The organism is Paenibacillus sp. USDA918EY (genome assembly GCF_009870825.1).
GTDB lineage: Bacteria > Bacillota > Bacilli > Paenibacillales > Paenibacillaceae > Paenibacillus_AQ > Paenibacillus_AQ albilobatus.
Window position 1 is genome coordinate 16,424 of record NZ_WTWY01000002.1, and the last position, 13,741, is coordinate 30,164.

The 13,741-nt window shown below is 54.0% G+C and carries 13 protein-coding genes and 1 other annotated feature; of the genes, 5 read left to right on the top strand and 8 right to left on the bottom strand.

Features of this window, described 5'->3' with window-relative positions; translation table 11 throughout:
* Window positions 1-124: 124 nt before the first annotated feature.
* The 5 genes from GQY55_RS04375 to bcp form a co-directional block, all read right to left on the bottom strand.
* The gene (locus GQY55_RS04375; RefSeq protein ID WP_160038614.1) at window positions 125-1,648 is read right to left on the bottom strand and encodes a DHA2 family efflux MFS transporter permease subunit; all 1,524 of its coding nucleotides are present in this window, start codon (window positions 1,646-1,648) and stop codon (window positions 125-127) included.
* Complete coding sequence (locus tag GQY55_RS04380; RefSeq protein WP_160038616.1) at window positions 1,641-2,096, bottom strand: MarR family winged helix-turn-helix transcriptional regulator; 456 nt, start codon at window positions 2,094-2,096, stop codon at window positions 1,641-1,643. Before GQY55_RS04380 ends, GQY55_RS04375 begins: the two co-directional genes overlap by 8 nt.
* Before the next feature lie 262 nt (window positions 2,097-2,358).
* Window positions 2,359-3,633, bottom strand: coding sequence for an ABC transporter permease (locus tag GQY55_RS04385; RefSeq protein WP_160038618.1), 1,275 nt, complete (start codon window positions 3,631-3,633; stop codon window positions 2,359-2,361).
* Between the two features lie 29 nt (window positions 3,634-3,662).
* Window positions 3,663-4,130 (bottom strand): MarR family winged helix-turn-helix transcriptional regulator, encoded by a 468-nt coding sequence (locus GQY55_RS04390; protein ID WP_201452095.1) that lies wholly within the window; start codon window positions 4,128-4,130, stop codon window positions 3,663-3,665.
* A gap of 254 nt (window positions 4,131-4,384) precedes the next feature.
* Window positions 4,385-4,846, bottom strand: a complete 462-nt coding sequence (gene bcp / locus GQY55_RS04395) for a thioredoxin-dependent thiol peroxidase (protein WP_160038620.1) — start codon at window positions 4,844-4,846, stop codon at window positions 4,385-4,387.
* A 183-nt stretch (window positions 4,847-5,029) separates the two neighbouring features.
* Between bcp and GQY55_RS04400 the strand changes: the two genes are divergently transcribed.
* Both GQY55_RS04400 and GQY55_RS04405 read left to right on the top strand, forming a co-directional pair.
* Window positions 5,030-6,094, top strand: coding sequence for an LCP family protein (locus GQY55_RS04400; protein WP_160038622.1), 1,065 nt, complete (start codon window positions 5,030-5,032; stop codon window positions 6,092-6,094).
* Window positions 6,095-6,166: 72 nt separating this feature from the next.
* Complete coding sequence (locus tag GQY55_RS04405) at window positions 6,167-7,483, top strand: glutamate-1-semialdehyde 2,1-aminomutase (protein WP_280517168.1); 1,317 nt, start codon at window positions 6,167-6,169, stop codon at window positions 7,481-7,483.
* A gap of 96 nt (window positions 7,484-7,579) precedes the next feature.
* Here GQY55_RS04405 and GQY55_RS04410 read toward each other — a convergent pair whose 3' ends face one another.
* Window positions 7,580-8,185 carry a VanZ family protein gene (locus GQY55_RS04410; protein WP_160038624.1) on the bottom strand — a complete coding sequence of 202 codons (606 nt, stop codon included), beginning with the start codon at window positions 8,183-8,185 and terminating at the stop codon, window positions 7,580-7,582.
* A gap of 173 nt (window positions 8,186-8,358) precedes the next feature.
* Between GQY55_RS04410 and GQY55_RS31770 the strand changes: the two genes are divergently transcribed.
* Together GQY55_RS31770 and trpS are read left to right on the top strand one after the other, a co-directional pair.
* Window positions 8,359-8,490: a hypothetical protein gene (locus tag GQY55_RS31770; RefSeq protein WP_268894990.1), complete on the top strand. Its 132-nt coding sequence runs from the start codon at window positions 8,359-8,361 to the stop codon at window positions 8,488-8,490.
* Window positions 8,491-8,569: 79 nt separating this feature from the next.
* Window positions 8,570-8,869 (top strand) — a binding site (T-box leader).
* Between the two features lie 354 nt (window positions 8,870-9,223).
* Window positions 9,224-10,237, top strand: a complete 1,014-nt coding sequence (gene trpS / locus GQY55_RS04415; RefSeq protein ID WP_160038626.1) for a tryptophan--tRNA ligase — start codon at window positions 9,224-9,226, stop codon at window positions 10,235-10,237.
* Window positions 10,238-10,308: 71 nt separating this feature from the next.
* Here trpS and GQY55_RS04420 read toward each other — a convergent pair whose 3' ends face one another.
* Entirely contained in the window at window positions 10,309-11,199 is an 891-nt protein-coding gene (locus tag GQY55_RS04420; RefSeq protein WP_160038628.1) for a LysR family transcriptional regulator, read from the bottom strand.
* 185 nt (window positions 11,200-11,384) lie between these two features.
* Here GQY55_RS04420 and GQY55_RS04425 point away from each other — a divergent pair, with 185 nt between their 5' ends.
* Window positions 11,385-12,299 carry an NADP-dependent oxidoreductase gene (locus GQY55_RS04425; protein WP_160039777.1) on the top strand — a complete coding sequence of 305 codons (915 nt, stop codon included), beginning with the start codon at window positions 11,385-11,387 and terminating at the stop codon, window positions 12,297-12,299.
* Window positions 12,300-12,411: 112 nt separating this feature from the next.
* Here the strand turns inward: GQY55_RS04425 and GQY55_RS04430 are convergent, their stop codons facing one another.
* A complete protein-coding gene (locus GQY55_RS04430) occupies window positions 12,412-13,671 on the bottom strand; it encodes a stalk domain-containing protein (protein WP_160038630.1) in 1,260 nt (419 codons plus the stop codon).
* Window positions 13,672-13,741 lie beyond the last annotated feature (70 nt).

The following is a 13,741-nucleotide window of genomic DNA, read 5'->3' on the forward strand; positions in this document are numbered from 1 at the left end:
ACAAAAATAAAAGGGTATCCCGAAAGGTATGAAAACCTTCAGGGATACCCCTTTTTTATAATATCCGAAAAGATAAACTACAGAGCCGTTGCTTCCTGACATTGCAAGAAAAACTACATTACCATTACCCTTTGGCGTTGACGGTTTTGCCGACGTTTGGCAATTCCGTTTTTTCCGATTTCATGTTTTCGTCCTGCGGCTTGGTTTTTTTGATGAAGAAGGCCAAAACCAGCGAGACGGCGCTCAGCCAGGTGGCGATCACGAACGCGTCGTTGATGCCGTGGACCATGGATTGGGCGGTCAAGGCCCCCATTTGGGCTTTATCGGTCGCTTTGGCGACGCCGGCTTTAAGCCCTTCGGTCACGTAATGTTTCGTTTGCGAAGTCATGACCGTCACGAGGATGGCCGTACCGATCGAACCGGAAATGGTCCGCAGCGTGTTGGACATCGCCGTACCGTGCGCGTTCAGGCTGCGCGGCAGTTGGTTGAGACCCGCCGTTTGGATCGGCATCATCATCAGCGACATGCCGAACATCCGGATCGTGTAGATCGTGATCAGATGCGCGTAGGTCGTCTCTACGTTCAAACGGCTGAATTCATACGTCATGTAGGTCGTGATGGCCAGGCCGATGACCGAAAGCCATCTTGCGCCGATTTTATCGAAAATCGCTCCGGTAATCGGCGACATGATCCCCATCAGGATCGCCCCCGGCAGCATCATCAGGCCGGACTGCAGCGGCGTAAAGCCGCGGATGTTCTGCAGGAACAGCGGCATCAGAATCATGCCGGCATACATCGCCATCGTGACGATCACGTTAATGAGCGTGGTCAATGTAAACATGTTGTATTTGAAAATACGGAATTCGAGCATCGGGTTTTTGGACACGAGCTGCATCCATACGAACGCGATCAATGCCACCGTGCCGACCGCAAGCGACCAGATGACCTGCTGGCTTCCCCAGCCGTCCGTGCCCGCGTCGCTGAAGCCGTACAACAGGCCGCCGAAACCGATCGTCGATAAAATAACCGACACTGCATCGAATTTCGGTTTGGTAACCCTGGTTACGTTTTTCAGGAAGAAAACGCCGATCAGCGTGGCCAACACGGCAAACGGAAGAATGACGTAAAACAGGACGCGCCAGGAATAATGCTCCACGAGGTAACCGGAAAGCGTCGGTCCGATCGCCGGGGCGAGAATCATCGCGATCCCCATCATCCCCATCGCGGAACCGCGTTTTTCAATCGGGAAAATGTTCAGGAACACGACGGTCATCAGCGGCATCAAAATGCCCGCTCCCCCGGCCTGGATCAGCCGCCCGACCATGAGTACTCCGAATGACGGAGCCAGGGCGCAAATCAGCGTTCCGATCGAAAACAGGGTCATCGCCGATATAAACAACTGACGGGTCGTGAAACGTGCGATCAAAAAGGCCGTAACCGGAATCAACACGCCGTTGACGAGCATGTAACCCGTGGTGAGCCATTGTCCCGTCGCGGCTTGGGTAATTCCGAGGTCTTCCATGATTTTAGGCAGGGCCACGTTCATGAGCGTCTGGTTCAAAAACGCCACGAAAGCGCCGATGAGCAAGGCGGCGATAATCGGCCCTTTCTTTATATGCTCCAATGACTGAGCTTGGCTGCTATTCATATGTCTTTCTCTCTCTCCCTTTTTCGGTTAATATGTCGATAATCTGCCGATGCGTCCGCAATAAGTGGCACCGGTCCTCTTCCCGGATATGTAGCAGAGGTTCAAGATAGTCTTTGCAAATGGCTTCCGTCCGTTCCCGCAGCTCATCCCCTTTCTCTGTAATGCGCAGCGTAATCGACCTCCGGTCCGCTTCGGAGCGTTTGCGTTCCACCATGCCCGCCTTGACGAGCCGGTTGACAACGCCGCTGGTCGTGCTGTTGCCTATTAGAATAAAATCCGCGAGCTCGGAGAGTCCGATGTCCGGATGCTTCCGAAGCGTTCGCAGCACCAGATATTGAATCCAGGTGGTTCCAAGCATATCCGCGTCTTTCCAGAACAACTGATAGAAGCTTAGATGCACTTGGCGAAAAGAGTACAGCAATTCGATAATTTGTTCCTGCGAATTCAACAACCGTCACCCTGTTTCATCGATCTAATATTTCGCATACGAATTAGTTTAATGCCAACATGTTTTCATGTCAATAAAAATATACGAATAAATTTACATATGTCTTTCATGTTAATTTCAAAAAAATCCTGAAAAATGTTATTCCGGTTTAGACATGACTTCTTCCGGCGAAAAACTCTTTATATACAAAAAAAGCCGGTCTCCGGCAACCGCTGAAACAGCGGTTCGAAGATCCGGCTGGCTTGATGAACCGACATAAACATCATTCCGCGGCCAAAGCGCCCATTTCCCGCCCGTTGGATGCGGGCTTTTCATGATTCTCTTGATCGGCAGCGCCTTTTTTGTCTTTGTTATGAGCCATAATGACCTTGGCCCCGCAGAGGAACAGAAACATGATCAGGTAAGTCACGATATATTTAAGCGCCGTACCGAGCCCCGCTTCCATATGGCCTCCGTAATAAAACAAAGCGCGGAAGCCGTCTACCATATACCGCGTCGGCAAAAACGAACTGAGCGCGCGGTGGAATTCGGGCAGCGTCGTGACGGGGAACGCCCCGCCGCTGCCGAAAATCCCCATGATGTTGACGGGAAACATCGCCAGCATTCCCCATTGGCCGAGGAACAGGCTGAGCATTTTGAATAAGAAAGACATCGTGAGGGAACTTAACAGCAGGAACAAATAAATCCGCCAAATGCTTGCCGTGTGCACGCTGCCGAATACGCCGAATATGAAAATCATAATGACCGTGGTCACAAGCACCGACGTGATGGCCCCGAGCAGAAATTCGGTCAGCAGCTGTTTGACATGGCTGAGCCGATGACCTTTGCTTCTCATGCCTTCGGCGATTTTGCCCACGTAGCCGTGGATCATGTTGACGCCGAGCAAGCCGCTGATCGATGAGATCATGACGACGACGAATGGCGTCATCCCCTTATTGATTTTTCCCGTCAGACCCAAAGCGTTGACGGTTGTCGCCTGAACCGGGTTGTCCAGAAGCGATGTCGCTTGCGGCGACACCTCCAGGCCAAGCTTCGTCATGCCCGCCTTGATCTGTTGGCTTACGCCGGTATTTACGGCAGAGGCCACCGTTTGCAGTGCGTTCGTAGCGACGGACGAGGCAAGCTGTCCGCCCGCTTCGTTAATCAAAATTTCCATATGTGCAGGTTTTCCGCCGGCTTGTCCGGTCATCAGCGATTTCTGCACGCCCGCCAGCGAAGCGGAGTAGTCGGCCGGGATGACAAGCGCCCCGTATGCCTTGTTGTTTTTAATTTCTTCGACGGCTTTTTCCTTGCTCGACTCGATCGTCCATTTAAAGGAATGGCCGTCTTGCGTCTCGATCAAATGGTTCATGATCTGTTGCCCCATGTTCACCGATGCTGCCCCCTGATCCTCATTGACCACGATCAGCGGAAAATCCGTTAATCTTTGCGTCGGCCCGCCGAATACGGGCAAATATATGCTAAGCATGCAAAGCATGAGGAAGGCGGTGCACCATACCGGGAACCAGGCGATTTTTACCTTCAATAGCCTTTTCAAAATAACACTTCCCTTTTATTGATAAAAATTTATGGGTTGGGCGTATCGTTCGATTCCGCATCCAACTTGCGGTTCATAATCCGCATCATGACGTACATCACTTCGAGATCATCCTGGCTGAGCTTCTTGAATAGATCAGATGCGAAGACATGCTCGAACGGAAAAGAGGAAACGGCATGTCCTTCACCGGTCAGGCTGATGAAATGGCTTCGCAGATCGCTCGGATTCTCCGTGCGGGCGACCAGTCCCCTTTTCTCCAGCGAATCGACCAAATACGTGATGGATGCCGCCTTCAGCTTCAAGTGGCCGGCCAAATGGCTCGACAGACATGCGCCGCCCCGTTCAATGATGTTCAAAATAAAAAACTGGTTCAGGGACAATTCATGCTTGCGCAGATGATCCATCAAGGCACGAATGCGCTGGCCAGTCATTTTTCGGGACAGCTCGCTATATACATCAAGTAACATATCCACCGTGATTTCAGGCTGTTTATCCATACGCAATGCTCCTCTTTCCTAATCGGAATGATTCTATTATACTTCGAACATTCTAAATTGTAAATGGATAATGATGTGTTTACATTTGTTTTCATTGGAAAATAGCCGTGAATTAATTCGAATTTTCTAAATTCACGCCATGGATTGTTTCTTGAAGCTCGTCACCTTGAACTTGGCGGAAAGCGCAAAAACCCCGGCCCCTCCGATCATGGACACGGTGCGTGGAGCCGGGATTTTTGGAATTTTTCGGGCGATCAGCCCAAAGCGGCCAGAACGTCCTCGGTATGGCCTTTCACTCTGACATTGCGCCATTCCTTCAGCAGCTTCCCTTCTTCGTCAATGAGGAAGGTGGAACGGACGATGCCCATATATTCGCGGCCGTACATCTTTTTCAGCTGCCATACGCCGTACATCTCGCTCACCCGGTGGTCCTCGTCGGACAGCAGCAAAAACGGCAGGCCGTATTTCTCCGTAAACTTGCCGTGGGATTTGACCGGATCGGGACTGACGCCCAACACCACCGCGCCTTTAGCCTCCAAAATATGGTGCGAATCCCGGAAGCTGCAGGCCTCCTTCGTGCAAGCTTCGGTCATGTCTTTCGGATAAAAATACAAAACGACCTTTCGTCCGCGAAAGCCGCTTAACGTTACGTCTTCGCCGCTGGATGCCGGAAGGGTAAAATCAGGAACCTCTTGTCCGATCGTCAGCTCCGCCATATTCGTTCGACTCCTTTCGACAAGAATTCCATGCCGACATGCTCGGATACAGAATCTTGCAAACTTATGCCAAATTGATTGTATTGTCAAAAAAAATTATAATAAATGAATCCTTAACCTACAAATGTCGAATTGTACAGCCAAAGCCTCCTTTATTCAGGATAATTGAAAGGAAGAGAAGGAATGACTTCAAGGAAGAAAGCGATATTGTGGATTATAGCCATCATTCTGGTAGCTGTGATCGGCTACGCGGCATATTATTTTACTTCGATTTACAATGGTCTGCAGGGTTTGCAAAAAACCGGCGAAGCTTCCCCTTTTAAAAACGTCACCACCGTGGAAACGAAAGTTCCCGAACCTCCCAAATGGGAAGGCACCGAGCCCGTAAATATCCTTCTCATGGGCGTCGACGCGCGAGGCATCACCGAAGGCGAGATTCCCAGGTCGGACAGCATGATGGTCGCTTCCCTCGACCCGGTCAAAAAACGGATTCATTTGTTCTCTATTTTGCGCGATACCTACACGGATATTCCGGAGCACGGAAAAGATCGAATCAACACCGCGATCACCCACGGCCCGAATACGGCGATGAAAGCGGTCGGCGATTTGCTCGGCATTCCGATCCAATATTACGTCTATACCGATTTCCAAGGCTTTATCAAGCTGGTGGACGCGGTAGGCGGCGTCGACTTTTACGTGGAAAAGGATATGTATTACCCGAGCGCCGCCGACAAGCACGAATACGACATCGACCTGAAAAAAGGGATGCAGCATCTCGACGGCAAAACGGCGCTGCAGTATGTCCGTTTCCGCCACGACGCGACCTCGGACTTCACCCGGACCGAACGCCAGCGCGCGTTCCTGAAAGCTGTCGCCGAGAAAATGCAGTCCACCACCTCCATCATGAAGCTTCCGGATATTTTGGAGGGAGTCAGCCCTTACATCGATACCAACCTGTCCGTCAACGACATGTGGAAGCTGGCGACGGTCGGCTATAAAAGCCAAATGGCCGGCAGCGAGCAAATTCCTCCGATGAAGCTGCTGAAGGAAAGAACCATCGGCGGGGCGGCCGTGCTTACCGTATCCAGCGAATCGGCGCTGAAGGACTACATTAAAGACATTTTCGATAAACCGACCCCGATTCAAGTCTCAAGCGACGGGCAAACCGAGTCGCAAACGAACAATACAAGCACACAGGACAAGGACACTCCGAAGGACAAAAGCGGCAGTACGGGCAGCAGCGATTAACGGCTGCCCGCTGCTTTTTCTAATAGAGGATTTTGCAAAAGTCCCGAATGAAGAAAGGAAGTTGAAATCAACATGAATCGTTCTCGTTCCGAGCAGCTTTACCAGGAAGCACTTCAACACATCGTCGGCGGCGTCAACAGCCCCTCCCGTTCGTTCAAGGCGGTAGGCGGCGGGGCCCCCGTATTTATGAAACGAGCCAAAGGCGCTTACTTCTGGGATGAAGACGGCAACCGCTACATCGATTATTTGGCGGCCTACGGTCCGATCATTACCGGACATGCCCACCCTCACATTACGGCGGCCATCACGCATGCCGCGGAAAACGGCACGCTGTACGGCACGCCTACCGAACTCGAAATCCAATTGGCCCGGATGCTCAAGGAAGCCATCCCTTCCATGGACAAGGTCCGCTTCGTCAATTCCGGCACCGAAGCCGTCATGACGACGATCCGCGTCGCCCGCGCCTATACGGGGCGCAGCAAAATCATCAAATTCGCCGGATGTTACCACGGCCACTCGGATCTCGTGCTGGTGGCGGCAGGCTCCGGTCCTTCCACGCTAGGCACGCCGGACAGCGCCGGCGTTCCGTCCAGCATCGCGCAGGAAGTCATCACGGTGCCCTTCAACGATTTGGACGGGCTTCGCAAAGCGCTTGATACCTGGGGCAAAGACGTCGCCGCCGTCATGGTCGAGCCGATCGTCGGCAACTTCGGCATGGTCATGCCGAAACCGGGTTTCCTCGAAGGGCTTTGCCAAATGGCGCATAATAACGGCTCGCTGGTCATTTACGACGAGGTGATCACCGCCTTCCGCTTCCATTACGGTTCGACCCAAACGTTTGCCGGTCTTGCCAATCATGAAGCGATCAAACCCGACCTGACCGCCCTCGGCAAAATCATCGGCGGCGGGCTGCCGATCGGCGCTTACGGCGGCAGCAAGGAAATCATGGAGCAGGTTGCGCCGCTCGGCCCGGCTTACCAGGCGGGCACGATGGCCGGCAACCCGGCTTCGATCGCGGCCGGCATCGCCTGCCTTGAAGTGCTGCAGGGCGAAGGCGTTTATGAGGAAATGGACCGCCTCGCGGCCAAACTCGCGGACGGGCTGCAGACGTCGGCCGACCGTTACGGCGTTCCGCTAACGATCAACCGTATCCGCGGTTCGCTGTCCACCCATTTCTGCGATCATCCCGTCACCAATTACGATGAGGCGCAGGATACGGACGGCGAAGCATTCGCCGCTTTCTTCCGTCACATGCTGGATCGCAACGTCAACCTGGCGCCGTCGAAATACGAAGCTTGGTTCCTGACGACAGCCCATACGGAGCAGGATGTCATCGATACGCTTGAAGCGGCTGATGCTTCCTTCCGCGAAATGTCCAAAAGCAAATAAAAGGCGCAAAACGGCTTCGGCCCGAAGCGTGCCGCCTACTGAAAAGAGCCGTCCCGAAAGGTCTTCTTGGACCCGGGACGGCTCTTGCTATTTTTTTTAGTAGCGTTGATTCGCGTTCCCCTGCGCCCCATGCTTCAGAATAAAATACAGCACAAGGTACACGGCGTACCCCAGCACCCCTCCGGCGGTATTCATGATGATGTCGTCGACGTCAAAGGTGCCGATAAACAGCGCCAGCTGCAGCGATTCCAAAGCCAGGCTGACGCCAAAGGAAATCAGGATCACTTTCAGCGGCGACATGGAACGGATCCCGCAAACCAAAGGCAGCAAAAATCCGAGCGGCATAAACGCGGCAATATTCCCGAAAAAGTTGATGAAGCTCGTGCCGTTCCCCAAGTTACGGAGATAGCCGCTGATCTCCCGAAGCGGTACGAGATTCCCTGCCGCCCGGAGCCGGTCCGCAATCATCCCCGGATGCATGACGTGATCGACCAGCTCCCGCAAATAATAGACCGGGCTTATGCTTCCGAACTTGAACAGAATGATTTTGACGAGCGCATAAAGATAAACGATGAACAGCAGGATTACGCCCACCTTGATCGCCGCGTAGGCCGGATGGTCGTCCGACGGACGGGTTCCGTTACCGTTTCTTTCGTGTCTTTCGTGGCCGTATGGTTGATGACGCCGATATTCGTCGTACATGGGCAGTACCTCCTTGAAATGCTTCTTTCGCTAATGGCGCGCCTGACCGCGCCGCCACGGCGTTGGCGATATCGTCATACGCCGTTTTCTGTTGTCTGATTCCAAGGATACGCCTCAGGTCTTAGCTATTTTTCAAATAAAAATAAAGAATCCTAAAGAATACCGTTTTTTCAATGGCGTATTCATTTTACGCTACGGAAAATGGCTGGGGACCTCTCGGCAATACGATTTTCGGTTCGGTGCTCATTAACGGAATCGGATGGTATCTGATGAAAAGAAACCGAAACAAAGGAGCGGCAATGTAAGCGATCAATTGGATCGATGCCCCTTCAGCGATAAACCGGCCTATTCCCTTTTGCCTGCAAATGCGTTACAATGGTTCCCATATTCGCGATGATGAAGAAGAGTACGCGGACAGCGAGCCTCAAGAGAGCCGGCGGGTGGTGCAAGCCGGTGGCGGCGTGCGCGGAAGTGGGCTTCGGAGCGACCGGTCTGAACAAAGCCGCTATTGGGATCGCGGCGCAAGTAGGACGGGCGGCATGTCCCCACCGTTAACCGGGGCAGGGTATCGAGGAGGCGCAATATGAGCTGCCGAATCCGTACCTGTTGAGAGGGCTGCAGGTTACTTTTATGCAAGGCAGCCAAACAAGGTGGCACCGCGAAGCTGACGGCTTCGTCCTTGGAAAGCGATATGTTCGGAGTTGAATCTCCGGCATCTTGCTTTTCGCAGGACGAGGCCTTTTTTGCAATATCAGAAAGTATAAACTACAGAGCTATTGCTTCCTGATATAGCAAGAAAAACTACCTTTAAACGCGGTCTGTCTACTTAGAAAGTACTTCGATATACGTTTTTCTTATGTCGAAACATACAGCTTCAAGGAAACAACTTCGGTCATTTTCGGAATCGCGGACTGCCGCTTCGAGAGCACCATTCATTAAACGGATGATTTTTCAAGGAGGTGATGGCCATGGATGACGGCTGGTGGTGGCAAGGCAAAGGAACGGATGTTACGAATAGAACCTTGAGGAGGAATTCCTATGACAACCCTATCCCCTGTTCCGACCCAACGGGAGATCGTATTAACCGGAGACCGCACGACCGGAAAGCTGCATCTCGGCCATTACGTCGGCAGCTTGAAAAATCGCGTGCAGCTGCAAGAGCGATACGAAACCTATATCATGCTCGCGGACGTGCAGGCGTTGACGACCCATTTTGACAGGCCGGCCATGCTTGCCGAAAGCGTCCGCCAGGTCGCGCTCGACTACTTGTCCGTCGGCATCGACCCGGAAAAATCCACCATCTTCGTACAGTCGATGATTCCCGAAATCGCCGAGCTGACGGTCATTTTTTCGATGTTCGTCACGGTCAGCTCGCTGCGTCATAACCCGACCGTCAAACATGAGGCCAAGGAACGCGGCTATGACGATTTGTATTACGGCTTTCTTGGATATCCGGTCAGCCAGGCGGCGGATATTGCCGCCTTCAAGGCGTCGCTCGTTCCGGCGGGCGAAGACCAGATTCCGCATATCGAGCAGGCGCGCAAAATCGTGCGCCGCTTCAATGAATTGTACGCCCCGGTGCTCGTGGAACCCGAAATCCTTGTCGGTGAGCGGCTCAACGGCCTGGACGGCGGCAGCAAAATGAGCAAAAGCCTCGGCAATGCCATCAGCCTGGACGCTTTACCCGAAGAGGTGAGCGCTCAAATCCGCAAGGCGAAAACCGACCCGGCGCGCATTCATAAGACTGATCCGGGCCATCCCGAGATTTGCACGGTGTTTGGATACCACTCGATTTTCCGGCAAGAAGGATGCGAGGAAATCCGGGAAAACTGCATGAAGGGACGGCTCGGCTGCGCCGCCTGCAAAGCGATGGTTACCGAAGCGATCGAGGAAGTGATGAGACCGGTGCGCGAACGGCGCGAGCTCTACAGGCACCGCGAGAAGGACATCGACGAAATCGTCATGAGCGGCACCGCCAAGGCGCGGGAGGCCGCCCGTCGGACGATGGGCGAAGTGCGCGGCGCGATGGGGATCAACTATTTTAATAAGTGATCGATAAAATAATGGGATGCCCGCGGTCGGTTGACGGCCTAGGGCACCCCTTTATTAAAGCCATGACAATTTTACGGTTTTAAATTCGGATTCGGCGCAAAACGCTGCACGATAAAATCGCGAAATTCCTTTGCCGCCGCCGAAAGGTACCGATTCTTCGCCCAAGCGATTTGATAGGTGCGGAGACACTCCGGCTCTTCGATCTCCAGAACGTGAAAAGGAGCGTCGAATTTTTCCAATAACGTCTCCGGCAAAAAAGCAATGCCGATTCCGGCACGCAGAAAATGCCCGACCGCGGAATGCTCATCCACCTCGCAGACGATGTTCGGCGCAAAGCCGGCTTGCCTGCAAAATTCATCGGTCATTTGCCGGAACGGGTTTCCCGGCCTGATGCAAATAAACGGTTCCTCCGCCGCTTCCGCCAAACGGATGCTGCCGCGGCCCGCAAATGGATGCCCAAGCGGAACGGCCAGCATGATCCGTTCGGTCAAAAAGGCTGCCCCCTCGATGTCCGGCTGCTGAACGGGCGGGAACGTAATGCACAGATCCAGTTCCCCCCTGCGCAGCTTTTCGGTTTTCTCCGCTTCCGAAGCCTGGGATATGTGCAATCTTGCGCCGGGACGGCGGGCGATAAAGTCGCCGATCGCATCGGAAAAACATTTATGCGTCGTCGTGGCCACGTAAACGCGCCCCCGCTCAAGCCCCGCCATATCCTCCACTTCTTTCCGTCCATCCTCCAGCGCCTGCAGCGCGGTTTCAACCTTCCGCAAAAACGCTTTGCCGTAAGCGTTCAACCGGATCTGCCTCCCTTTCCGGTCAAACAGCGGTACGCCCACGTCCTCTTCCAGCCTGGAAATCGTCTTGCTTAACGCCGGCTGGGCAATCCGCAGCTCCTCCGCCGCTCTGGTCATATGCTCCAGCTCCGCTACCTTCCGAAAATACTGCAGCTGCAAAAGCTCCATCCCATTCGCCTCGCTTATATACTAAAGGTTATTAATAAATATGATTATATATATTATTCATTATGTATTATTCATTATAAAATAGAACCTGCAGCAATGCTATGGCTTGACGACAACTTACAGAAGACGGCCTCGCCGGATCACATAAGAAAGAGAAAGGCGGATGATGAAGAATGAGCAAACAAATGAAAGCGATGGCTTTTTATTCGACCGGATCGCCCGATGTATTGCAACTCGTAAATTTCGATATTCCGGAAGCCGGGCCGGGGGAAGTCAGGGTGCGCGTCAAAGCAGCCGGCGTCCAGCCTTTTGATACCGCGGTTCGCAAAAACGGATGGGCTCCGCCCGGCTATCAGATCAAGACTCCTCAAATTCTCGGCAATGAATTCGCGGGAACCGTCGATCAAATCGGCGAAGGCGTCACGGAGTTCGCCCCTGGCGACGAGGTGTTGGGCTGGGCTGTTCTTTCGTGTTACGCGGAGTATGTGGTCGTTCATGCGGATCAAATCGTTCGTAAGCCCAAGAATATGCCATGGGACGAAGCCGGGGCTTTTACGGCAGGCGGGTTGACCGCGTACACGGCATTAAAGGAGCTCGGCGTGGGGCAAGGTGACACCGTCCTGATCCATGCCGCCGCGGGAGGCGTCGGATCGGCGGCGGTGCAGCTTGCAGCCTTGTGGGGAGCCACCCCGATCGGCACGGCCAGCCCGCAAAATCACGAATATGTTCGCTCATTAGGCGCCATCCCCGTCGCCTATGGGGACGGTCTTGCCGAACGGGTGCGCACCCTGGCTCCGGGCGGCGTGGATGCCGCGCTGGATGCCGCCGGGGAAGACGCCCTGAGGGCCTCCGTCGATCTTGTGTCCGATAAAAACCGGATCGGTACGATCGTTTCCTTCGAGCTTGCCGGACAGCTAGGGGTGCGCATGATCCGCAATCAGCGCTCGGCCGAACGTTTGGCGCAGCTTGCCGACTGGTACGAGCAGGGAAAACTCCGGGTTCATATCCGGCAAACGTTCCCTCTCGAGCAAGCCGCGGACGCCCATCGCGAAATCGAGCAGGGCCATGGCCGCGGAAAAGTGGTTCTTGTCGTCGAATAGGACGGGAAAAACATTCATCGACGGCGTACCCGACGGAAGCAAACGCCTTTCATAATAAAAACCAGCTGCATTCGGCCGAATGATGACCGAATGCAGCTGGTTTTTGCCGTTATTATGGATTGATGAATACCGTTCTAAGTTTGGGCACGAATTGCACGTCGAGACCCAAGCCCGACGCCAGTGCCGCAAGCGGCACGTAGGTTTTGGATTCCTTGCCGATTTTGTTCAGAAATGCCTCCGCATCGATCGGCACACCCGTACCGTCCACTTGGACCGTCTTGGAACCGATCGTGATCACGACCTTATGTCCTTGGTGCGTGATCGTCGCGCTCGAAGTTTTATTGTCCCAAGTGGACGTTGCTCCGATCGCATCGACGATATCCTTGATCGCCACGAAGTTCAGATTTTCGCGAATCACCGGTTTGTAAGGCGTGTTCAGCTCTTTTCCGCCCACATATATCCCCATTGGAGTTCCCGCTTCATGCACCGCAAGCTTTGTATAGCCGCCCCAAATCGTTTCGGAGAACACCTTGGCTATCGCTTCGTAACCAAGCTGGTTCGGATGGAAATCATGATCCTTGATCATATGGGTCATCGTGCCTTCCCCGCCGACGAATTCCTTGGCGACATGGGCCACCTTCACCTGAACCCCTTTCGCCGTAAAACCCGCGGCCATTTGGTCGATGACGCCGGTAAAGGCTTCGGCCGCTTTGCCAAGCTTCGGATACAGCGCTTTGTCCGCAATTTCCGGCAGCGGCTGGTACTGATCGGCAACGACGATAAGCGCGTCCGGATTCAGCTCATGCAGGTCCGTCACGACCACGCCCACGCTGTCGGTATACAGCTTGAACAGCTCCTGCAAGCGCGTCTGCAGGTCGGCTTCGCTCATCTTGCCGGCGGTCGTCAGCAGCTCGGACATGTCGTTGCCGCCGATCGTGATCGTAATCGCATCCGCGGTTTCCAGAGCCGCTTTCGTTTCTGCCGCTGCAGCGCCGATCCGGTCCGCGCGCGGGTCGGGGAGCTTCGGCTGGATGTCGTCGGCCGAGATTGCCCGACCGTTTTTGACGGCTTCCACAAAGTTTTGCAGCCCTTTGCTTTTCAGTCCGGCGATGCCGACGTTGACCGTTTCCGCACGTCCGTGCAGCAGCGCCTGCTCTTGAAGCCGGTCGACGAATCCGTAAGGGGCCTCCGTCCCGCTTTTGCCCGGTTCATACCCGACCGTCAACGAGTCGCCCAGGGCCACGATCCGGTACGGCTGCTTCGTTCCCGCTTCCCCGGCATCCGGGGCGGCCGATGCCGCCCCCAGCAGCATGGTAGACATCAGAACCGCAGCGGACAATGCCGATATGTACTTTTTGAATGGCTTGCGCATTGAATCACTCCTTCTCGCAAATGAAAGCCCTTGCTCCGATCGGTGCAGGGCTTCTTCCATTTTACCATCT

Excerpts from the sequence above, each read along its gene's own strand:
- GQY55_RS04375 (WP_160038614.1), bottom strand. The coding sequence starts at position 1,648 with ATGAATAGCAGCCAAGCTCAGTCATTGGAGCATATAAAGAAAGGGCCG.
- GQY55_RS04390 (WP_201452095.1), bottom strand. The coding sequence starts at position 4,130 with ATGGATAAACAGCCTGAAATCACGGTGGATATGTTACTTGATGTATAT.
- bcp (WP_160038620.1), bottom strand. The coding sequence starts at position 4,846 with ATGGCGGAGCTGACGATCGGACAAGAGGTTCCTGATTTTACCCTTCCG.
- GQY55_RS04400 (WP_160038622.1), top strand. The coding sequence starts at position 5,030 with ATGACTTCAAGGAAGAAAGCGATATTGTGGATTATAGCCATCATTCTG.
- GQY55_RS04405 (WP_280517168.1), top strand. The coding sequence starts at position 6,167 with ATGAATCGTTCTCGTTCCGAGCAGCTTTACCAGGAAGCACTTCAACAC.
- GQY55_RS04410 (WP_160038624.1), bottom strand. The coding sequence starts at position 8,185 with ATGTACGACGAATATCGGCGTCATCAACCATACGGCCACGAAAGACAC.
- GQY55_RS31770 (WP_268894990.1), top strand. The coding sequence starts at position 8,359 with ATGGCGTATTCATTTTACGCTACGGAAAATGGCTGGGGACCTCTCGGC.
- trpS (WP_160038626.1), top strand. The coding sequence starts at position 9,224 with ATGACAACCCTATCCCCTGTTCCGACCCAACGGGAGATCGTATTAACC.
- GQY55_RS04420 (WP_160038628.1), bottom strand. The coding sequence starts at position 11,199 with ATGGAGCTTTTGCAGCTGCAGTATTTTCGGAAGGTAGCGGAGCTGGAG.
- GQY55_RS04425 (WP_160039777.1), top strand. The coding sequence starts at position 11,385 with ATGAAAGCGATGGCTTTTTATTCGACCGGATCGCCCGATGTATTGCAA.
- GQY55_RS04430 (WP_160038630.1), bottom strand. The coding sequence starts at position 13,671 with ATGCGCAAGCCATTCAAAAAGTACATATCGGCATTGTCCGCTGCGGTT.